Origin of the sequence: Cytobacillus oceanisediminis, assembly GCF_003182355.1 — a bacterium.
Lineage (GTDB): Bacteria > Bacillota > Bacilli > Bacillales > Cytobacillaceae > Cytobacillus > Cytobacillus oceanisediminis_A.
In genome coordinates this window covers 185920-205694 of record NZ_QGTW01000001.1, presented here as the reverse complement: position 1 = coordinate 205694, position 19775 = coordinate 185920, and the positions used below count along the sequence as shown (strand labels likewise).

21 protein-coding genes and 1 pseudogene are annotated in these 19775 nt (G+C 40.6%); 14 read left to right on the top strand and 8 right to left on the bottom strand.

Features of this window, described 5'->3' with window-relative positions:
• Position 1: 1 nt before the first annotated feature.
• From DFO73_RS01005 to DFO73_RS00995, 3 genes are all read left to right on the top strand, one after another.
• Complete coding sequence (locus DFO73_RS01005) at positions 2–1174, top strand: MFS transporter (RefSeq protein WP_110062931.1); 1173 nt, start codon at positions 2–4, stop codon at positions 1172–1174.
• Between the two features lie 95 nt (positions 1175–1269).
• Complete coding sequence (locus DFO73_RS01000; RefSeq protein WP_110062930.1) at positions 1270–1554, top strand: hypothetical protein; 285 nt, start codon at positions 1270–1272, stop codon at positions 1552–1554.
• Between the two features lie 208 nt (positions 1555–1762).
• On the top strand, positions 1763–3016 hold the full coding sequence (locus DFO73_RS00995) for a methyl-accepting chemotaxis protein (RefSeq protein ID WP_110062929.1): 1254 nt from the start codon (positions 1763–1765) through the stop codon (positions 3014–3016).
• A gap of 165 nt (positions 3017–3181) precedes the next feature.
• On the opposite strand, the pseudogene DFO73_RS29715 reads toward DFO73_RS00995, so the two are convergent.
• Positions 3182–3316: pseudogene (locus DFO73_RS29715) on the bottom strand (hypothetical protein); the annotation flags it as partial.
• A 176-nt stretch (positions 3317–3492) separates the two neighbouring features.
• On the opposite strand from DFO73_RS29715, the gene DFO73_RS00990 reads away from it, so the two are divergent.
• Positions 3493–4485, top strand: coding sequence for a nuclease-related domain-containing protein (locus DFO73_RS00990; protein ID WP_309043006.1), 993 nt, complete (start codon positions 3493–3495; stop codon positions 4483–4485).
• Between the two features lie 176 nt (positions 4486–4661).
• On the opposite strand, the gene DFO73_RS00985 is transcribed toward DFO73_RS00990, so the two are convergent.
• Positions 4662–5546: a hydroxymethylglutaryl-CoA lyase gene (locus tag DFO73_RS00985; protein WP_110062927.1), complete on the bottom strand. Its 885-nt coding sequence runs from the start codon at positions 5544–5546 to the stop codon at positions 4662–4664.
• Positions 5543–6214 (bottom strand): GntR family transcriptional regulator, encoded by a 672-nt coding sequence (locus tag DFO73_RS00980; protein WP_110062926.1) that lies wholly within the window; start codon positions 6212–6214, stop codon positions 5543–5545. The genes DFO73_RS00985 and DFO73_RS00980 overlap by 4 nt, the downstream gene beginning before the upstream one ends.
• A 218-nt stretch (positions 6215–6432) precedes the next feature.
• On the opposite strand from DFO73_RS00980, the gene DFO73_RS00975 reads away from it, so the two are divergent.
• The 8 genes from DFO73_RS00975 (at position 6433) to DFO73_RS00940 (ending at position 15155) form a co-directional block, all read left to right on the top strand.
• A complete protein-coding gene (locus DFO73_RS00975; RefSeq protein WP_110062925.1) occupies positions 6433–7635 on the top strand; it encodes a CaiB/BaiF CoA transferase family protein in 1203 nt (400 codons plus the stop codon).
• A gap of 12 nt (positions 7636–7647) precedes the next feature.
• On the top strand, positions 7648–9075 hold the full coding sequence (leuC, locus tag DFO73_RS00970; RefSeq protein ID WP_110062924.1) for a 3-isopropylmalate dehydratase large subunit: 1428 nt from the start codon (positions 7648–7650) through the stop codon (positions 9073–9075).
• The gene (gene leuD / locus DFO73_RS00965; RefSeq protein ID WP_110062923.1) at positions 9072–9677 is read left to right on the top strand and encodes a 3-isopropylmalate dehydratase small subunit; all 606 of its coding nucleotides are present in this window, start codon (positions 9072–9074) and stop codon (positions 9675–9677) included. Before leuC ends, leuD begins: the two co-directional genes overlap by 4 nt.
• A 24-nt stretch (positions 9678–9701) precedes the next feature.
• The gene (locus tag DFO73_RS00960; RefSeq protein WP_110062922.1) at positions 9702–9962 is read left to right on the top strand and encodes a hypothetical protein; all 261 of its coding nucleotides are present in this window, start codon (positions 9702–9704) and stop codon (positions 9960–9962) included.
• Entirely contained in the window at positions 9959–11467 is a 1509-nt protein-coding gene (locus DFO73_RS00955) for a sodium:solute symporter family protein (protein ID WP_110062921.1), read from the top strand. The genes DFO73_RS00960 and DFO73_RS00955 overlap by 4 nt, the downstream gene beginning before the upstream one ends.
• A 44-nt stretch (positions 11468–11511) precedes the next feature.
• Positions 11512–12744, top strand: a complete 1233-nt coding sequence (locus tag DFO73_RS00950; protein WP_258309137.1) for an MFS transporter — start codon at positions 11512–11514, stop codon at positions 12742–12744.
• 21 nt (positions 12745–12765) lie between these two features.
• Positions 12766–13362, top strand: coding sequence for a flavin reductase family protein (locus DFO73_RS00945; protein ID WP_110062919.1), 597 nt, complete (start codon positions 12766–12768; stop codon positions 13360–13362).
• Between the two features lie 422 nt (positions 13363–13784).
• Entirely contained in the window at positions 13785–15155 is a 1371-nt protein-coding gene (locus DFO73_RS00940) for an aldehyde dehydrogenase (RefSeq protein WP_110062918.1), read from the top strand.
• A 35-nt stretch (positions 15156–15190) separates the two neighbouring features.
• On the opposite strand, the gene DFO73_RS00935 is transcribed toward DFO73_RS00940, so the two are convergent.
• Genes DFO73_RS00935 through DFO73_RS00925 form a run of 3 tightly spaced genes read right to left on the bottom strand, consistent with a single transcriptional unit; the run spans position 15191 to position 16351 of the window.
• The gene (locus DFO73_RS00935) at positions 15191–15418 is read right to left on the bottom strand and encodes a hypothetical protein (protein WP_110062917.1); all 228 of its coding nucleotides are present in this window, start codon (positions 15416–15418) and stop codon (positions 15191–15193) included.
• 14 nt (positions 15419–15432) lie between these two features.
• On the bottom strand, positions 15433–15546 hold the full coding sequence (locus DFO73_RS00930; RefSeq protein ID WP_375137298.1) for a type II toxin-antitoxin system SpoIISB family antitoxin: 114 nt from the start codon (positions 15544–15546) through the stop codon (positions 15433–15435).
• A 40-nt stretch (positions 15547–15586) separates the two neighbouring features.
• Positions 15587–16351: a type II toxin-antitoxin system SpoIISA family toxin gene (locus tag DFO73_RS00925; RefSeq protein ID WP_110062915.1), complete on the bottom strand. Its 765-nt coding sequence runs from the start codon at positions 16349–16351 to the stop codon at positions 15587–15589.
• A 124-nt stretch (positions 16352–16475) separates the two neighbouring features.
• Between DFO73_RS00925 and DFO73_RS28370 the strand changes: the two genes are divergently transcribed.
• Together DFO73_RS28370 and DFO73_RS00920 are read left to right on the top strand one after the other, a co-directional pair.
• Positions 16476–16652: a hypothetical protein gene (locus DFO73_RS28370; RefSeq protein ID WP_181395873.1), complete on the top strand. Its 177-nt coding sequence runs from the start codon at positions 16476–16478 to the stop codon at positions 16650–16652.
• A 506-nt stretch (positions 16653–17158) separates the two neighbouring features.
• On the top strand, positions 17159–17953 hold the full coding sequence (locus DFO73_RS00920; protein ID WP_110062914.1) for a PHP domain-containing protein: 795 nt from the start codon (positions 17159–17161) through the stop codon (positions 17951–17953).
• A gap of 28 nt (positions 17954–17981) precedes the next feature.
• Here the strand turns inward: DFO73_RS00920 and sat are convergent, their stop codons facing one another.
• The gene (gene sat / locus DFO73_RS00915; RefSeq protein ID WP_110062913.1) at positions 17982–19127 is read right to left on the bottom strand and encodes a sulfate adenylyltransferase; all 1146 of its coding nucleotides are present in this window, start codon (positions 19125–19127) and stop codon (positions 17982–17984) included.
• Positions 19128–19146: 19 nt separating this feature from the next.
• Positions 19147–19758 (bottom strand): adenylyl-sulfate kinase, encoded by a 612-nt coding sequence (gene cysC, locus DFO73_RS00910; RefSeq protein WP_110062912.1) that lies wholly within the window; start codon positions 19756–19758, stop codon positions 19147–19149.
• Between the last annotated feature and the right edge of the window lie 17 nt (positions 19759–19775).

Below are 19775 nucleotides of genomic sequence, written 5' to 3'. Positions count from 1 at the left end.
CATGGATAAACGCATCTATTTACTGGCGATTATATCGTTTGTTGTTGGAATGGTCGAACTTATTATAGGAGGCCTGCTGGATCTTGTAGCGGAAGATCTTGGTGTAAGCCTTGGACAGGCGGGGCTTCTGATCACTGTCTTTTCGCTTTCATTTGCAATTGCAGCGCCTATATTACTTACCTTAACTGTAAAAATGGAGCGAAGCCGCTTAATGATGATTTCTTTGATTGTGTTTTTAGCCGGCAATATTGTTGCAGTTTTCAGTCCATTTTACAGCGTTTTGTTAGTTGGACGAATCCTGGCAGCCTCAAGCGGTTCGCTGCTGATTGCTTTGTGCATGACAATGGCTTCCTATATCGTAACCGAGCAATACCGGGCACGTGCGATTGGAATTGTATTTATGGGAATTAGTGCATCTCTTGTACTTGGTGTGCCGATCGGATTAATGCTTGGAAATGCATTCGGATGGCGCGCTCCATTCGTGCTCATTTCTGCACTCACATTAGTATCAATGGCAGGCGTCTACTTCTTTATGGGAAAAGTTGCCCCAAAGCCGGCTGTGCCGATTGGCGTGCAAATAAAGACGCTAAAAAGCCGCAAAATTGCACTTGCGCAAATCACGTCTTTCTTATTATTGGCCGGCCATTTAACTTTTTATGGTTACTTAACGCCCTTTTTAAAAATGAAAATGGGGCTGGATGGCAACTGGGTCAGCATTGTTTACTTAATCTTTGGGATTGCTGCTGTAATCGGAGGGGGAATTGGCGGATTGCTGGCTGACCGCTTTGGTGCAAAGCCTGTCATCCTTACGCTGATTGCCATGTTTGGAATCACGATTTTTTCACTTCCGTTCGCAGCCTTTTCTTTGCCGCTCTTCCTGATGGTTGTCATCATTTGGAGCATGCTAAGCTGGGCTATCACACCTGCTATTCACAGCTACTTGATTGAAGTATCACCGGAAACATCAGATATTCAGCAAACACTTAACAACTCTGCCGTACACATGGGAATGGCATTCGGCAGTATGATCGGCGGAATCATGATCGAATCCACATCTGTTGAACTCAACGCTACTGCTGGAAGTGTCTTCATTGTCATCGCTCTTGGAACTGCAGCGCTTTCCATGGCGAAAAAAGAAAGTGGGCTATCAGCCGCAGATAGCTTTAAAAAGTAAAAAAGGCCAGGCTCCCCATTGAGTCTGGCTTTTTTACCATTTACCAGAAACTGTAATCGCGGTAAAATTTAAGCAAATTAAGGGGGAGGAATTTTGTGCGGATTTCAATTATCATCATTACATTTCTTGCGACTATCCCTGGGAGTTTCTTTTTTTTCCCTTTTATAGAATCACAGAATTGGCCCACTTTAGCTGAAAGCCTTACATTTGGGTTGTATTTTGGCATTATTATTTATACTGTATTGAAAATTGAGGAAAAATTAAATTTACAAAATAAAAAAATCGGTGTAACTACTGGACTTTTTCTAGTAGCAGGGTTGATTTTGTTTCCCCTTCTAACTGAACTGATCATAAATGGCGATCTGCCATTTTCCCAATAAAAACCTCAATCACAGGAGAAGAGATTGAGGTTTTTTAATGCGAAAAAGACAAATTATTTAAATAATTTTTAAAATAACCGATATATATATTGATATATTTTCTCCATATCAACTATAATCGGAAATGCAGGTGGAAAGTAAAGAGAAAAAAGGTTAAACATGGAAGTTCGTTTTTTTAATATAATGATATAAAAAAAGGGGTCTACATATGAGTCAATTTAGCTACATGTTTCGCACACTTGTTGTCGTGATTCCCGGCGTCCTGTTAATTGGGCTGGGCGTAGTTTTCGGCAACCAGCTTGAAGGGATTGCCTTTTGGGCTACTCTCTGCAGTATGATGGCAATGGGGACATTGGTTGGTGTTCTTTCTTCCATCATTAATTACCGAAAATTTATTGCCCCAATTGCAACAATTAATGCCTGCCTAAATGAACTGGCAGATGGAAATATGTCCAGCCGGTTAGATGAAAATTCGGCAGGACAGCTGGGTTCCATTGCTGCAGCACTAAACCATACAGCTGCTGCATGGCAGGATGTGCTGAATAAAGTTATAACAGCTTCAAATGAAGTCACTCAATATGCTCAGCAGCTTTCAAGCGGAGCCCAGCAAACCAACATGGCAACAAGCCATATTGCCGAAGTGATAGAAGAAGTGGCAGCAGGGGCGGACAACCAGGTAAAAGGGGTTAATACGGCATCAGGTGTGATCATGCAAATGTCTGACAGCCTTGCCCAGGTGGCAGCAAACTCAGAGCAGGTGACAGAACAAATTAATGATTCTCTTGAAAAAGCAAATCATGGCTCAGATTCCATTTCAACAGCAGGCTGCCAAATGAATTCCATCCATGAAAATGTTCAGGATTTATCCAAAATCGTCAAAGGCTTAGGCCAGCGCTCACAGGAGATTGGCAAAATTATTGAAGTGATAACAGGAATTGCTGCTCAAACGAATTTACTGGCATTGAATGCCGCAATCGAAGCAGCACGTGCAGGAGAACAGGGGAAGGGCTTTGCCGTTGTAGCAAACGAGGTCCGTAACCTGGCTGAAAAATCTGCTGAATCTACTTTGCAAATTAGCCAATTGATCTCACAAATCCAAGAGGAGACAAACCAGGTTGTTCAAACGATGGATACCGTGAACCATGAGGTAACAGAAGGCATGGATGTAATGAAGGATGCAGGCGAATCTTTCAAACAAATCCAGCAATCAGTCAGAGGTGTTACCCAGCAAATGGAGGAAGTCGCAACTGCCATCCAGCAAATGTCTGCCGGCTCCCAGCAAATGGTTCAATCCATCGATGAAATTTCTCTTGTTGCGAACGAATCGGCAATGGCTACACAAAGCGTACTCGCTTCCACTGAAGAACAGGCCGCTTCCATGGAAGAAATCTCAACCTCAGCAGACCGGCTTACAGGCATGGCTGAAGACTTAAAAGGATTAATCAGCAGGTTTAGGTTATAAAGCAAAAAAGAGTTTAGGCTATGGAACCTAAACTCTTTTTGTTTTTATTCATTTATCAGGCACTTTGCCTTTAAGGAAGGTGAAAAGCTGTCCGGATCAAACGATCAAACAGGAGAAAGCATTCTCAACGTCATGACTCAGGAAAGTGAGGGTACCTAAATCTTACTCGGGCTTTACACCCGATGCAATCGCACAAGCCATCCCCACTGGAATTGCAATAATCCCGATAATGATCACGGAAGGCAAATCCCTTTGAAAACTATGGAGTGAATACCCATAGACCTTCCAGTAAAAAACCACTTACTTGTTATCATTAAACCTTCCTTTTTTAACATATTTAAATATAAGTATATCCGATAATTTTAATACACTATAATAACTTGAAAGAGTAAAGAAGGAATTTACATATTTTAAAAGAATAAAATAAGACAAAAGGAGAGGATTTTTTGATAGTAAAGGAAAGATACATCCCCGAGATGATCCTTAAACTAGAAGCGTTAATAAAACGCATGCCTGAAATGGAACAAAGGAGGGAGAAAGTAAAATCAGAGTTAAACAAAAGGAATGCAGGATATAAAGGAGAGCAGAAGCTGGATTACTATTTAAGTTTTTTGGATGAAAAGGAATATAGGATTTTCCACGGCCTCCGGCTTATGAACGGGAAGCATTATTTCCAAATTGATACCCTGCTTGTCACCAGGAAGATGGCATTCATTCTAGAAATAAAAAACTGGAACGGTACGATCATCTTTGACCCAGAATTTCATCAGTTAATTCGCGTTCAAAATGATAAACAAGAAGCCTTCCACGACCCCATTTCACAAGCAGAACACCAAAGCCTCCAATTAAGAAAATGGCTGAAGGAACATGGATTCACCTGCATCCCCATTGAATATGCCGTTATCATCAGCAGTCCGTCCACAATAATTAAATCCCCAACAAATCAGATTTCCAATCAGGTCTTTCACGCACACCGGTTAATCAATAAAATTACATCCATAGAAAATACTCATAATGCTGAGAGATTGACAGAAAAAGAATTAAAGAAGTTGAGTAAAACACTATTAAAGAAACATGTTTCGCAAGAAATTGATATATTGGAGTATTTTAATATAAAGTCGGATACTATTCTTACGGGAGTTTACTGTCCCAAATGCTCCGCACTGCCTATGATCTTCCATTGGGGAAAATGGCGCTGCCCAGCCTGCAGAACATCATCCGCCATCGCTCACCACCAGGCGGTAAATGATTATTTCCTCTTATGCAATCCCATTATTACAAATACTGAATTTCGGAGGTTCACTCACATAACATCTGTTTATACTGCTTCTAAATTACTTGCGCAAATGGACCTTGAGCAAGGGGGCGAAAAGAAGAATAGAGTATATAAAAAACCAGTGAATGAGGGTGGATTTTCTAAAAATGTGAACTTAGCCAAAAAATTAAGTAAACTAGCAAATAAATTATGATTTTTAGCAAAGAAATCCCTCTAACTAACTAACAAAATCAATATTTATCAAGTAATTCATCTAAACTAGCAAATAAATTTTTCAAGCCCTGTTCCAGGCATATAACCAGCCGGTTCTTGGATCTTTTAAAAGATTAAAAACAAAAAAAGCCATTTCACAATGGCTTTTTCCTTTAACTATGCAATTCCAGCCTTCATCAACATTCCATCCAAGGGCCGTTCCATGACGGTTTCCATCCACTTTGCTGTTTCCAGTATTGAAGTAAGATCCGTACCCGTATCAATACCCATTCCATGGAACATATTGATCATATCTTCGGTACACACATTCCCAACGGCTTTTGGCGCAAATGGGCAGCCGCCAAGTCCGGCAATAGAAGAATCAAATCTCCTTACGCCAGCCTGATAACCAGCTAAAACATTTGCTAATCCCAAACCGCGTGTATTATGAAAGTGGAGTCCGAGTGAAAGGTCCTTGCCAAATGTATCCAAGAATGAATTTACTACTTCCTGTACCTGATTTGGATTTGCCATTCCCGTTGTATCCGCCAGTGTAATTTCCGTGCAGCCAGCTTCCAAAAACTTCTCTGCAACTTTCAACACATTTTCTAAAGGAACTTTACCTTCAAATGGGCAGCCAAATGCCGTTCCCAATACACCAGCCACACCTTTACCAGATCCGGCTCCTTCTTTAATAACCAAAGAGAGCTCACCAACAGCCTGGTCAACTGTTCTTTTAGCATTTCTTAAATTAAATGAATCGCTCGTAGTCGTAACAACATGGAGAAAATCCACATCGGTTTTCAGTGCCCGTTCAAGTCCAGATCGGCTCAAAACCAAGCCCCCAAACCGAACATCATCTCTTTTAGGAAGCGATTTCAAAACTTCTTCTGCATCAGCCATCGGAGGAACAACCTTTGGATTAACAAAAGAAACAGCTTCGATATTGCGAATGCCAGCTTCTATTAATTTTTTGATCAGTTCAACTTTTTGTGCTGTCGGCACAATTTTACATTCATTTTGCAAGCCATCTCTTGGACCTACTTCACAGATTTCGATCATTTTGCTTCCTCCTTTAATAGATGAATGTTTTTGATTTGTTCCAGGTGCTTTAGCACATGGTCACGGCCCTGGTAAATATGTTCGTGCATAGCGATTCTGGCCCGTTCTGATTCACGGCTTTTGATTGCCTCCAAAATTGTTTTATGAACCTCAAGGGATTGTTTGAGCTGAAAGCTGTTATACCAATAGAAGGACCTAAACACGATGGGAACAACGACGACTTTAGAAATATGAAAATGGATATGTTCATTGTTTGAAGCGGCAACAATTGCCTCATGGAATTTTTGGTTTACCTCCACAATATCCTTGAGGCTGTCCATATCTGATTCCACGTAACGGTTGATTGCTTCCTCATATAACACATTGGCTTTTTCCATTTTCAGCAAATCGTCCTCGGTTCGATGGATCGCCGCCTGGCTGGCAGCATATCCTTCTAAAAGAGTCCGTAAATCATAGATCTGGCGAATATCCTCTTTCGTGAAATGTCTTACACTTACACCTCGTTTTAAAGGGATTACAAGGCCTTCAGCTTCAAGCTGTTTTATGGCTTCTCTGATAGGCGTGCGGCTAAGGTTCATTTCTTTAGCCAATGATTCTTCTGCAAGCCTCATTCCTGGAACAAACTTTCCCTCAATAATTGCGTCTTTTATAAATTCGTATGCATCCATGGAAACACCTCAATTGCATTGTATACAAAAGGAATCCTCTTTTCAATAAATATTCTGAAAACTAATGAATAAATAGTGATTTAATCACATTTTCTGTTTAATTTTTAAAAAATTTTAAAATGCAATTGACTTATTGTATACAAACAATTAAATTTGTATACAAGATTGAGAAAATTTTAATTTTCGTTAACATTTCAGAAATTACAGGAGGAAAAAACATGTCTGAAAAACAGCTTCCATTGGAAGATATAAGGGTGATCGAGCTTGGAACTCTATTAGCAGGCCCGTTCTCCGGGCGTCTCCTCGGGGATTTCGGAGCAGATATCATTAAGGTAGAGCCTCCAGGAAAGTCCGATCCGATGAGGAACTGGGGGAAGTCGAAAGATGGAATCGGGTTATGGTGGCCGATTCAATCCCGAAACAAGAAATCAATCACACTGAATTTGCGGGAAAAGGAAGGACAAGAGGTCCTAAGGGAACTCATTAAAGAAGCCGATGTGGTTATTGAGAATTTTCGTCCGGGAACCATGGAAAAATGGAACCTTTCTTACGAGACATTATCAGAAATTAATCCAAAGTTAATTATGGTTCGCACTTCAGGCTACGGCCAGACTGGACCTTACAAACACCGAGCAGGCTTTGGAAGTGTCGGCGAGGCAATGGGAGGGCTCAGGAATGTAACCGGTTTCCCGGATCGGCCGCCTTCCAGAATTGGGGTCTCCATTGGAGACACATTGGCAGCACTTTTTGCCACAATCGGCTGTCTTGTTGCACTTCATGAAAGAGAGCGTTCAGGAAAGGGACAGGTTGTCGATACTGCGCTATATGAATCGGTCTTCTCCATCATGGAAAGCATTATTCCGGACTATTTGCTTGCAGGGTACATAAGGGAGCGAATGGGTAATATTCTGCCGGGTGTGGCTCCATCGAATATTTATTTTACACAGGATAAAACCTATATTGTAATCGGCGCCAATGCAGATGGAGTATTCCGCCGTTTATGCGAAGCAATGGAACAGCCGGAATTGGCCGATGATGAAAGGTTTGCTACTCACCACGCCAGAGGAGAAAATATGAAGCTCCTTGATTCTATGATCGAAGAATGGACGAAGACACTTCCGGCAAAAGAGGCTCTCAAAATTCTGGAAGAAAAAGGAGTGCCATCCGGACTCATTTATTCAGCTAAAGATATTCTTGAAGATCCACACTATAAAGAACGCGACATGATTATAAAAGTCGAACATCCGGAGCTGGGAGAATTCCCGATGCCTGGAATTGTGCCAAAATTAAGCAGAACACCAGGAGAAGTGAAACATGCCGGCCCTGAATCCATGGGCAAACATAATCATGAAATATTTTCCGGCCTGCTTGGCTTTAGCCAAGATAGATTAGAAGAATTGAAGAAAAATAATATTATCTAGGAGGGTTTTTTAATGGGGCAGACCTTATATGAAAAAATTTGGAATAAGCATGTTGTTCATGAAGAAGAGGACCAGCCTTCCATTTTGTATATTGACCTTCACTTAATCCATGAAGTAACATCACCGCAAGCTTTTGAAGGTTTAAGAATCAATAATCGCAAAGTGAGAAGACCCGATTTAACAGTGGCAACAATGGATCATAGCATTCCTACTACAGACCGCTCATTGCCTTTTAGAGATGAAATAGCCAAAAAGCAAGTAGACGCATTGGCTCAAAACTGCAAGGATTTTAAAATACCGCTTTTTGACCTGCATAGCAGCAACCAGGGAATTGTCCATGTCATTGCTCCGGAACTGGGCCTTACTCAGCCTGGCATGACAATCGTATGCGGGGATAGCCATACCTCTACACACGGAGCATTCGGTGCTCTCGCATTCGGAATTGGCACAAGCGAAGTGGAACATGTCCTTGCCACACAAACATTAAAGCAATTCAAAGCCAAGACATTAGCCATTAATATAAACGGGGCACTTCCAAAGGGTACAACATCCAAAGATTTGATACTCTCAATAATCGGAAAATATGGGCATGATTTTGCGACTGGGTACGTGGTGGAATACCGGGGGGACGTCATCAAAAATCTATCAATGGAAGAACGGATGACTGTTTGCAATATGAGCATTGAAATGGGGGCAAGGGCAGGACTTATTCAGCCAGACGAAAAAACATTTGCCTATTTAAAAGGCAAACAGGCTGTGCCGCAGGGCAAAGAATGGGAAGAGGCTTTGACGGAATGGAAGCAGTTTCATACAGACGAAGATGCGAAATTTGATTTATCGGTTGAGTTCAATGCTTCTCATGTAACCCCTCAGGTTACGTGGGGAACGAATCCGGGACAGGTTGCAGGGATAACAGAAACAGTTCCATTATTGGAAAACCTTCCATCAGACCAGGTTAAGCCAGCGAAGAAAGCTCTGCAATATATGGGATTGGAACCTGGTATGCCAATAACAGAAATAGAAATAAACAAAGTATTTATCGGTTCCTGTACAAACAGCCGGATTGAAGACCTGCGCAGGGCGGCAAAAATAGTAAACGATTACAAGGTGGCTGATCATGTGGAAGCGCTGGTTGTTCCTGGTTCGCAGCTTGTTAAAAAGCAGGCTGAAGCAGAGGGGCTCCACCAAATTTTTATCAATGCGGGTTTCCAATGGAGAGAAGCTGGATGCAGCATGTGCCTTGGCATGAACGAAGACTTGGTTCTTCCGGAGGAGCGTTGTGCTTCTACATCAAACCGCAACTTTGAAGGCAGACAGGGCAGAAATGCCCGTACCCATTTAGTCAGCCCTGAAATGGCGGCAGCAGCTGCGATTGCTGGTCGATTTGTGGACGTGCGGGAATGGCCTGCCAGAGAAAGCAAGGAGGTCATTGTGAAATGAAGTCTTTTACAAGATTTACAGGAATCGCTGCTCCGCTTGACGCAGCCAATGTTGATACAGATGCCATCATTCCAAAGCAATTCTTAAAAAGGATTGAGAGAACGGGTTTTGGAGAATTCCTTTTTTACGAATGGAGATATGAAGATGGCAAAGAAAAAACGGATTTCGTTTTGAATAAAGAACCATATCGCCATGCGCCCATTTTACTGGCCCGCAAGAATTTTGGATGCGGTTCATCCAGAGAACATGCTCCTTGGGCAATAGCTGAATATGGAATTAGAGTGATAATTGCCCCGTCTTTTGCAGATATTTTTTACAATAATTGTTTTAAAAATGGCGTTCTGCCAATAATCCTGCCTGAAAAGGATTTAGAATTTCTTTTTGAAAAAACCAGCGAAATGCCGGGATACCAATTAGCAATCGATTTGGAGAAGCAAAGAATCCAAGACACATGGGGATATATGGCTGAGTTCGAGGTCGCCCCTTACCGGAAAAATCAATTGTTAAAAGGCCTTGATGAAATTGGATCAACCCTTCAAGCAGCTGAAAAAATAAACTCCTTTGAATCAACGCATAAAATTTTTTATAAGCTGGAGGTTTAATTTTAAACAATAGGAGGCAGCAAAATGAAAAACGGGCATATCAAGGAACCTATCCAAAAGAAGTGGATTTGGATCGTTCTCGCATTGATTACATTAGGAATTGTACCCTGGTATTTTCCAGCAGCGGCGACAGAACCGTATATTCTTGGATTCCCATTATGGGCATTTATCTCGACTGTTTTTTCAATCATTTTATGCGGGTATTTAAGCTGGCTTTGTGTAAATGAGTGGAATATCGTTGAAGATCAGGAAGAGGCAGATAAGGCAAAGGGGGATAAAGGATGAATGAATTAGCTTTTGCAGGCACGGATGGAATAATCATTTTATCTGTCTTTGCAATCATCATGCTGTTAATTGGCTATCTGTCTGGCAGAGGTGAGAAAAATATTCACGAAAGCCTCTCAGGCTACTATCTGGCCGGAAGAAACCTAGGCTTTATTGCATTGTTTTTTACTCTTTATGCAACACAGTACAGCGGTAATACGATTGTAGGATATGCTCCAACAGCCTACCGGACTGGTTTCTCCTGGCTGCAGTCGATTTCCTTCATGACTATTATTATAGCTATCTATTTATTATTTGCTCCTAGATTATATGTCATTGCGAAAAAGAGAAACTTTGTTACCCCAACAGATTGGATTCAGCATCGTTTTAAATCTAAGGCCGTTACTTTATTGAGTATATTCCTAATGCTTTGGGGACTGGGAAACTATCTGTTAGAGCAGCTGGTTGCGATTGGACAAGCGGTTTCTGGTATGACAGGCGGAACAATTCCTTACCAAATCGCTGTAATTGTTTTTGTTATCGTTATGCTTGCTTATGAATGGATGGGCGGTATGAAGGCAGTAGCATTCACCGATGTAATGCAGGGAATTATTCTGATGATTGGAATCGTTGTCTTCCTTATCGGTGGATTGTATCTGGCAGGAGGCAGTTTTGGAGAAGTAACCCGTTATATAGCTGAAATGGAACCTGCCAAAACAGCTGTTCCTGCAATGGACGTAAACATTAACTGGTTCAGTATGCTCCTTCTTGTAGGTTTGGGGGCGAGTATCTACCCTCACGCCGTACAAAGGATCTATTCAGCACAAAGTGAAAAAACATTGAAAAAATCCTTCTCCCGTATGGCATGGATGCCTCCTATTACAACAGGGCTTGTATTCCTTGTTGGTATTATAGGAATTATGCTTTTCCCGGGGATGGACAAAGCGGGTTCAGAGCAGCTTGTTGGACTCATGGCCAATGAAATTGCAGCTATTAATCCATTTTACTACTGGGTTATGATTATCTTCTTTGGCGGGATCGTTGCTGCAATTATTTCAACTGCAGACTCTGTTTTACTAAGCTTTTCGTCCATGTTATCGAATGATGTATATGGTAAATTTATCAATCCTGGTGCCACAGAACATAAGAAAGTTATGGTAGGAAAAGTAGGCGGTATAATCGCAATTGTACTTTTGCTGTGGATTGCCTGGAATCCGCCTGGAACCCTATATGAAATCTTTGTATTAAAATTTGAATTGCTTGTCCAGGTATTCCCGGCATTTGTGCTCGGACTATATTGGAAGCGCTTATCCGGAAAAGCCGTTTTCTGGGGAATGCTTGCTGGTGCTTTATTAGCGGGACTCCTAACAATTACAGGCTATAAAACAATCTTTGGCATTCATGGCGGAGTCATTGGGTTAGCATTAAACTTCTTAATCTGTGTTACAGGCTCGCTGCTGGCTCCGGCAGTCTCAAAAAACAAGGTTCTTGACGACGATCTAACTCCGTTAAATTTGAAGGCCTAACATAATTGGCCGATAAAAAGAGATGAAATAATATGAGCAATTTAATGGCAAAACAAAATTTTGTAACCCTGGCAGATCCTTGGCGAATGCTATTATTTCTTTTGCTGGCTCAGCTTATGGTTGCATTTGTGGGAAGAAGCATCGGACCGCTGGGAGTTTTAATAGGGGAGGATCTAACCTTAAGCAAGTCGCAGATCGGCATGCTCCCGGCGGCGCTCTTTTTAGGGCAGGCGATTGTTTCTGTACCGGCCGGTTTTCTTACTGATTGGGTTGGCTCCCGTAAACTATTGGTTCTGGCTTCAATTTGTATGGGTTTGGGCTTCCTGCTCATGACTTTTCTTCATCAGTTTTGGCTGGTCCTTTTGCTGATTATTATCGGTGGACTCGGATACGGATCCATGCACCCAATAACAAACAGAGGAATTATTTATTGGTTTCCGCTTAAGCAGCGGGGAACGGCCATGGGGATCAAGCAGACCGGAATAACAGCAGGATCGGCTCTTGCCAGCTTGATCCTGCTTCCACTCAGCGTTGCTTTTGGCTGGCGATTTGTTCTGCTGTGTGCTTGCATGCTTTTGCTGGCAGGCGGGTTTATCTCCTATCATTTTTATAGAGATCCGCCTGAATTGACACAGTCAAATAGCAGTACAGGAATAGTCCAATTCTATAAGTCCATGTTTAAAATGTTTAAGAATAAAGCTTTAATGCTCGTTAGTTTTAGCGCATTGGGATTAAACGGCACGCAAATGTGTTTAAATACTTATATCGTTTTATTTGCATATGAACAGCTTAAAATTTCCATCTTTTTATCCGGTATTCTTCTGGTCATATCGGAAGTGTGCGGATCGTTAGGGAGAGTTGCCTGGGGGATGATAAGCGATCGGCTTTTCAACGGAAAACGCGTTATCATTCTTATGATCATTACAATCATCACTGCATTGGCCAGCGGCACTGCAGCTTTAATCACTTCAGCTCCTTTTTGGGTAATGGTCCCAATTGTCGCCCTTTTTGGGTTTGCCGCGTCTGGCTTTAATGGAATATGGATGAATCTTGCCAGTGAATTGGTGCCAAGAGAACAAGCCGGCATCTCAAGCGGAATAAGCATTACACTCGGTTCAGCAGGCGCTATCATCATTCCGCCTTTATTCGGTTTAATTGTCGATCAGACAGGGAATTTTTCTTCAGGGTGGTTCCTGATTACGGGTATGATGTTCGTTGTATTTGCCCTTCTAGCCAGCCTTTCTATCTTAAATAAAAAAAGAAACTATGTTATTTAGTGTCTGGAAGGAGTTTTCTTAGTGGAATTTAATCCCTCACAACTTGACGAAAAAGAAGTTTACAAACTATTATCTGGTTCGGTTGTGCCCAGGCCCATTGCCTGGGTGTCCACCATATCGGAGGGAGGGGAACTGAATCTCGCACCTTTTAGCTTTTTTACAGTTGCCTCAAGAAATCCGCCCATGCTTTGCCTTTCAGTTGGACCTGGTGTAGGCGACCGTGAAGGAACAGAAAAAGATACATTGGTTAATATACGCTCTCAAAGAGAATTTGTTATAAATGTTGTTCCAGCACCTTTAGGAAATCAAATGCAAAAAAGTGCAGAGAATCTTCCAAGTGATACAAATGAGTTTGAATCTGCAGGACTTACCCCTGCAGATAGCCATCTGGTCAGTCCCAAAAGGGTAAAAGAAGCTCCCATTCATATGGAATGCAAACTTGAACAAATAATCCAGCTTGGAAGTGACCATCTTATTATTGGAAGAATGGTTCATTATCATATCGAAGATGAATACTATCTCGGGAACTATAAAGTGAACTTAAAAAAATTGCAGCCGCTGGGCAGATTAGCCGGGAATTACAGTGAAAGCAAAGAATTCTTCAAACTTCCAAGATAAACAACGAAAGTGCTGAACAACATTGTTCGGCATTTTTTTGTTTATAATGCTGGTTTAAATACTATGCTATCCGCAAATAAAATTAGTGGGCACCCAGAGTATTTTTTTTGCTCGAACTAAGCATGTGGAAAAAGTTAAGTCTGGTCTTCCAGATGTAAGGAAATTTCCAGAAGTGTGAACTTAGCGAATAAAGAGAGAAAAATAGCTAATAAAACCTGAAATTTAGCGAACAAATCTTGAAAACTAACTAACAAATATAAAAATTAACAAACAAACCATTACAATTAGCAAATAAAAAAACGGGGAAGTTTTATAAAAACGCTGAAGAACAAAATACTCCGATAAAAAATACCTATTTATGTATTTCTTCCGCTCGAGGTGATACTATATTCTTAATACTTAATCCAATCTGGAGGCTTTGCATGGAAAATTACACAGATTTGATTCAAAAACAAAGAAGTTTCTTTTCAGAGGGGAAGACGAAAGATGTTTCGTTTCGTATGGAGGCACTCGGGCGGCTGCGCACAATAATTAAAGAGCAGGAACAGGATTTAATGGACACGTTAAAGGCAGATCTCAATAAAAGTGAGTTTGATGCCTATTTAACGGAGATCGGGATTGTACTGGAAGAGATCCGTTTTACGATGAAGAACCTGAAAAAGTGGGCAAAGCCAAGGAAGGTTAAGTCAACGTTCGCTCAAGTTGGTTCAAAAAGCTACATTTATCCAGAGCCGTATGGGGTTGCACTGATTATCGCACCATGGAATTACCCTTTTCAGCTGGCAATTGCTCCGCTTATTGGCGCCATCGCAGCAGGGAATTGCGCGATCCTGAAGCCATCTGAATTAACTCCGCGCACTTCGGCGTTGCTGTCAAAGCTTATCAGCGAACATTTTCCGCAAGAGTATATAGCTGTTGTTGAAGGCGGAGTCGAGACCAGCACAGCACTTCTAAATGAAAAGGTGGATTATATTTTCTTCACAGGCAGTGTCCCCGTTGGAAAAATTATTATGGAGGCAGCTTCCAAGAATCTCACGCCAGTCACGCTGGAGCTGGGCGGAAAAAGTCCGTGCATTGTACATGAAGATGCTAATATAAAACTGGCTGCGAAGAGAATTGCCTGGGGTAAGTACATGAATGCCGGCCAGACCTGTGTAGCGCCGGACTATTTATACGTGCATAGCAGCATCAAGGAACAATTCCTGAAAGAGCTCAAACATTCAATCCAAGAGCTATATAGCGGAGACCCAATTGCTGCAGGCAATTTTACAAAGATCGTCAGCGAAAAACATTTCAATCGCTTAACCAAATTTTTAAGCAATGGAACCACAGTTCACGGTGGCCGGCATGATCTCAGCACACTGACGATCGAACCGACTGTTCTTATAAATATTACCTGGGAAGATGAAGTAATGGAGGACGAAATTTTTGGGCCAATCGTGCCGGTTATGGAGTATGAAAACTTGTCCCGCATGATCAGCGAGGTTAACGCGCGGCCGAAACCGTTGGCGCTTTATATTTTTTCAGAAAGTGATGTCATACAAAACGAGATTCTCAACCATATTTCCTTTGGGGGCGGCTGCATCAACGATACAGTCTATCATCTCAGTTCTCCTTATTTGCCATTCGGGGGAGTAGGGGAAAGCGGGATTGGCGCCTATCATGGGAAGGGAAGCTTTGATGTGTTCTCACATGAAAAAAGCATCCTGAAACAAACAACCAAATTTGATTTGCCGTTCCGTTATCCGACTACCAAAAATGCCCTAAAGAAAGTGAAGCTTTTTATAAAATAAAGCCGACTTGCCAAAAGGCGGCTTTTCTTTACGCATTATTTTTCGGCAGATTTTTTCCTTTGTTCAAATCCTGGATCGCGGCTTCCGTTTTCTTGGAAAGATTTTTCGTATAGGGGGAAATGGAGAAGGTGGGGAAGTCTATATTTTTTACTTTCTTTGTCAGTTTTTTCATTTTGCTCAGCCCTTTTTATAGGATTTGTTTCTTTATTATATGAACCCTTATTGTGAACATGAATAAAGGCGCGGAAGAAAATACCTTCCACGCCATATAGTATGCTCAGACTTTGCTTTTTGTATAAACACTTATTAATCTTTTATTCTCTTTTATGATCCGTTCTGTATGCGGGCTGACTTCAAAGCAGGGAAGGCTGATGCGCGACTTTTTTTTCATCACTTTCACGGTGCTCTTTTTACTCGATTTGTCCTTTTTTTTATCCGCTGGTTCCTTCATGGTCTTCGTCCTCCTGTTCAGCAGGGAGCATTAGATCGTATATTGATATGAGTGAAGTGAATAGCAAGTAGTCGAATTCAGTTACAAAATCATCGGAGGTTAATTTTATTACATAATAGTCTTCAAGTATGGAGAAAGGAATCAACGCCAATTTCTCGTCAGCGTCATAATATACTTCCCTGCGGTCCAAGCGGCTGTGAATTAATGCTTTATCCGCGTAATGTTCAAGGAGATAATCCTTATCTTCTTGGGTTGTATATTTGCATAAAGCTGCTTTCATATCCACTTTTTCCGCGTAATCGGCCAAAAGCTTTTCGATTCCGGCAATATACGCTTCCTTATCTCCATAATAAATGTCGATCGGTTCATTTTTCAATAAATATTGAAAAGACTTCAGCTTATTCATGTGCGAGTTCAAGAGGTCGTTATTTTCTTCAAGCAATTCTCTTGTATCCGTTGCCAGTTCGTTATTGCCAACTCTTTTCAAGTAAGAGCCCAGGAAAACAAAGGCGTCAACAAGCGCAAAAATAATCGCGACAATCAGGTAATTCAGCCAATCAGTAAAAATGGAAGCAGGCTCTCTAGTCCAATAAATAACTGCACCAAGTACATAGATGATATACCAGGTTTTCCGGATTGCAAACATTCTTTCTTTAACTCTCTTTTCCCATTTCCAAACAGAAATAACATAAAACCCGAGACAAGCGACAATCATCCAAACCGCAATCTTAAAGAAAAGGAGCAAATGGATCGCCTCGTCAATCAATAAATTTAAAAACGATTAGAAAATTTGCAAAATTTGCCTTATAGTTCCATTATAACAGAGATTATGTCAACAAATTGAGAATAAATTGGGCCGGAGGAAAAACATGAGGAAATACCTATTTATTATTGCTGCAGCCTTGATCATCCTTTCAATCATCAATCACAGAAGTTTCGATAAAGCTGTGGAATTGTGTGAGGAAGGGAAGGGGACGCCTCAGGTGGAGAAGGATCTTTTTGCTTTTAACTGGAGTGTAAGTTGTGAAAAATTATACTTCCATTAGGAAAACATGGTTAGTCAATTTTTGTTAGGCCATGGGACAGCCACTTTTTAACTCCCTTCATATAATAATTAGAAATGAGTATACAGAGAAGGGAGGATAAATTAGCTACCTATTAAAAACAAAAGAAATAAGTTTTTTAAAAACCTCTATAATTATATAAAAAATATGCTTTTCATCTAAATGATTGAGTTTTTTCCTTACAAAAAACCTCCGAAACGAAATGCATGTATTTAAAGAAGTATCATAGATTATGATCAATCGGGCAAATGGCTTTATATACAGATGAAAAAGAAAAATCTTTCTGCAAAAAATCGAATGGAAGAAAAAGTCTATCTGAAATATGGAGCCAGGTTTACTATCCGCCCATCCGGAACGGGACCAAAGTAAAATTTTTTTTAAAAGGTCATCGGGAAAGGAAAGTCAAATACTATTAATAAATCTTAAAAGAGATGTCATGAACATTGTAGATTGTTTAATTAATGGTTAAATCAGGAGGAGGTATTTATATGGAACTTGCTGAAATAATTAAGAACGGACATTTTGATCTTCACTTGCACACAACTGCTTCTGACGGTAGTTTTTCACCGTCCGAGGTAGTGAACATGGCAATTACAAAAGGCATAACCACCCTGGCCATTACTGACCATGATACAACATCCGGGATTAAAGAAGCTATGGAAGCTGGAAAGAAGCTAGGAGTGAAGGTCATTCCAGGAATAGAGCTAAGCACAAAGTATAAAGGGAAAAATATTGATATATTAGGATATAATATTAGTGAGTCTAAAGAGCTATTAGAAACATTAAAGAAAATTCGTGATTACCGAGAAAACCGGGCAAAGTTAATTGTAAATAAATTCTGTGAAATAGGGATGTATATTACAGATGAAGATGTCCAAAAGCACAGTAAAGGTGAGGTTGTTGCCCGCCCTCATATCGCAAAAGCTGTTGTGGAAAAAGGATATGCAAAAAATACACAAGAAGTATTTGATCTTTATTTAGCTGATGGAAAACCATGTTCAGTGGATAAAATGGTTCTGTCTCCTGAAGAGGGAATAAGGTTAATACACCAAGCTGGCGGCATGGCAGTACTAGCACATCCGGTCCTCATACATGATGACATAATTACAGAGGAGATCATGCGGCTTCCACTCGACGGGATTGAGGTTTGGCACAGGAAGCATAGCAAAGAAGACTCAGTTCGCTATAAAAAAATGGCTAAAAAATATAATAAGGAAATAACAGGGGGATCCGACTTTCACAATGAAGAGCACTCAATTGGAGAGTTTGGATACGACTTATAAGAAAACGAGCTGTTCAAATACGAACAGCTCATTTTTCAGGTGTTTTTAGACCTTTGATTAAGATTTCTGCTACTTCACGCCGGGTAAATTGCGAAGGTGGAGTAATACCTTTTTTCAGCATTTCCCTTACCTTTGTACCGGAGAGATGTAAATGGTCTTTCTTGCTGTGAGGACAAGACTTGCTGGAAGCCATATTTTCACATTTAGTACAATAAAAGCTATGTTCAAAAGGAAGTATCGTTATTCCGATTTCTTCCGGGGTGAATTGATCAAAGATTTTCTGCGCATCATAGGTGCCATAATAATCTCCAACTCCTGCATGGTCCCGCCCAACAATGAAATGGGTACAGCCATAATTTTTGCGGACAAGTGCATGAAAAATAGCTTCCTTTGGGCCGGCATATCTCATGGCAGCCGGAAAAACTGCCAAAAACACCCTTTCTTTAGGATAATAATGTTTTAACAAAACTTCGTAGCTATTCATTCTAATATTTGCTGGTATGTCATCAGCTTTCGTTTCACCAACTAAAGGGTTAAGAAACAAACCATCGACTAGCTCAAGAGCTGTCTTTTGGATATACTCATGTGCCCTGTGTACAGGGTTTCTTGTTTGAAACCCTACAATTGTCTCCCAGTGATTATGCTCAAATGCATTTCTTGTTTCCTGCGGAGTTTTATAGTAAAGGCTAAATTCAGGGTTTTTTGGAGGAACTTTAGTCATGATTATAGGGCCAGCTGCGTATATATTGGGGCGTTCCAAAAGCTTTTTAACACCAGGATGGTTCTGATCCTTTGTTTGGTATACTTTTTTTGCCTCTTCCATTTTGTTAGGTGCATACATATCTTGAAGCTCAAGCACACCATAAATTTCATTTCCATACTTCAAACTAACCTTTTCACCCAATTTAAGCTTTTCTGCCGTTTTTTCTTTAATGGGGAGTGTAATGGGAATACTCCAAACCAATCCGTTTGCCAGCCGCATGTTTTTTAGAACAGATTCATAGTCTTCCTTTCCCAGAAAACCTTTTAACGGACTATAAGCTCCATTTGCGATTAATTCTAAATCGGAGAGTGCCGTGGCATCTATTTCAATTTCTGAATAAATGTCTGAATTATTATAGTCTAATTGGATTTGATTAACTAAGGTACCACCGTGTGGAATACTAAGTGTCATATAAAAACCTCCTTTAAAGCTATTTGAGATTAATCTTGGTGAAAAGATATGATAAGAGAATATTGACTGCTTTATCAATTGATAATTTATTCGAATCAATTATGATCTCCGGATTTATCGGCTCTTCATACACTTGATCTATTCCAGTAAATTCTTTGATTTCACCATTTCTTGCTTTTTTATACAATCCCTTTGGGTCACGTCTTTCACATTCCTGAAGAGAGCATTTCACATAAACTTCTATAAACTCCCCAGGTTCAAATAACGCCCGTGCATTTCCCCGATCTTCTGCAAATGGAGAAATGAGAGCAGCCAGGACTACAATTCCGGCATCTACAAACAGCTTTCCAGTTTCAGCAGTCCTTCTGATATTTTCTTTTCTGTCCTCTTCAGAGAAAGAAAGATTCTTATTAATACCATGGCGGAGGTTATCCCCATCTAACAAATAAGTACTTATGCCATTTCTAAATAATTCCTTCTGGAGTGCATTGGCAATCGTGGATTTCCCCGAACCGGAAAGACCTGTAAACCAAATCATCAAGCTTTTATGGCCATGCAGTTTTTGTCTGTCTTCTTTTTTGATTAAGGATTGATGCCAAACAACATTTTTATCGGTTTCCTTTTTATTCAAAAGAAATTCTCCTTTTC

Excerpts from the sequence above, each read along its gene's own strand:
- DFO73_RS00920 (WP_110062914.1), top strand. The coding sequence starts at position 17,159 with ATGGAACTTGCTGAAATAATTAAGAACGGACATTTTGATCTTCACTTG.
- sat (WP_110062913.1), bottom strand. The coding sequence starts at position 19,127 with ATGACACTTAGTATTCCACACGGTGGTACCTTAGTTAATCAAATCCAA.
- DFO73_RS01005 (WP_110062931.1), top strand. The coding sequence starts at position 2 with ATGGATAAACGCATCTATTTACTGGCGATTATATCGTTTGTTGTTGGA.
- DFO73_RS00995 (WP_110062929.1), top strand. The coding sequence starts at position 1,763 with ATGAGTCAATTTAGCTACATGTTTCGCACACTTGTTGTCGTGATTCCC.
- DFO73_RS00985 (WP_110062927.1), bottom strand. The coding sequence starts at position 5,546 with ATGATCGAAATCTGTGAAGTAGGTCCAAGAGATGGCTTGCAAAATGAA.
- DFO73_RS00955 (WP_110062921.1), top strand. The coding sequence starts at position 9,959 with ATGAATGAATTAGCTTTTGCAGGCACGGATGGAATAATCATTTTATCT.
- DFO73_RS00975 (WP_110062925.1), top strand. The coding sequence starts at position 6,433 with ATGTCTGAAAAACAGCTTCCATTGGAAGATATAAGGGTGATCGAGCTT.
- DFO73_RS00930 (WP_375137298.1), bottom strand. The coding sequence starts at position 15,546 with ATGAAAAAAAAGTCGCGCATCAGCCTTCCCTGCTTTGAAGTCAGCCCG.
- DFO73_RS00950 (WP_258309137.1), top strand. The coding sequence starts at position 11,512 with ATGGCAAAACAAAATTTTGTAACCCTGGCAGATCCTTGGCGAATGCTA.
- DFO73_RS00980 (WP_110062926.1), bottom strand. The coding sequence starts at position 6,214 with ATGGATGCATACGAATTTATAAAAGACGCAATTATTGAGGGAAAGTTT.
- DFO73_RS00960 (WP_110062922.1), top strand. The coding sequence starts at position 9,702 with ATGAAAAACGGGCATATCAAGGAACCTATCCAAAAGAAGTGGATTTGG.
- leuD (WP_110062923.1), top strand. The coding sequence starts at position 9,072 with ATGAAGTCTTTTACAAGATTTACAGGAATCGCTGCTCCGCTTGACGCA.
- DFO73_RS28370 (WP_181395873.1), top strand. The coding sequence starts at position 16,476 with ATGAGGAAATACCTATTTATTATTGCTGCAGCCTTGATCATCCTTTCA.
- leuC (WP_110062924.1), top strand. The coding sequence starts at position 7,648 with ATGGGGCAGACCTTATATGAAAAAATTTGGAATAAGCATGTTGTTCAT.
- DFO73_RS00940 (WP_110062918.1), top strand. The coding sequence starts at position 13,785 with ATGGAAAATTACACAGATTTGATTCAAAAACAAAGAAGTTTCTTTTCA.
- DFO73_RS00990 (WP_309043006.1), top strand. The coding sequence starts at position 3,493 with ATGATCCTTAAACTAGAAGCGTTAATAAAACGCATGCCTGAAATGGAA.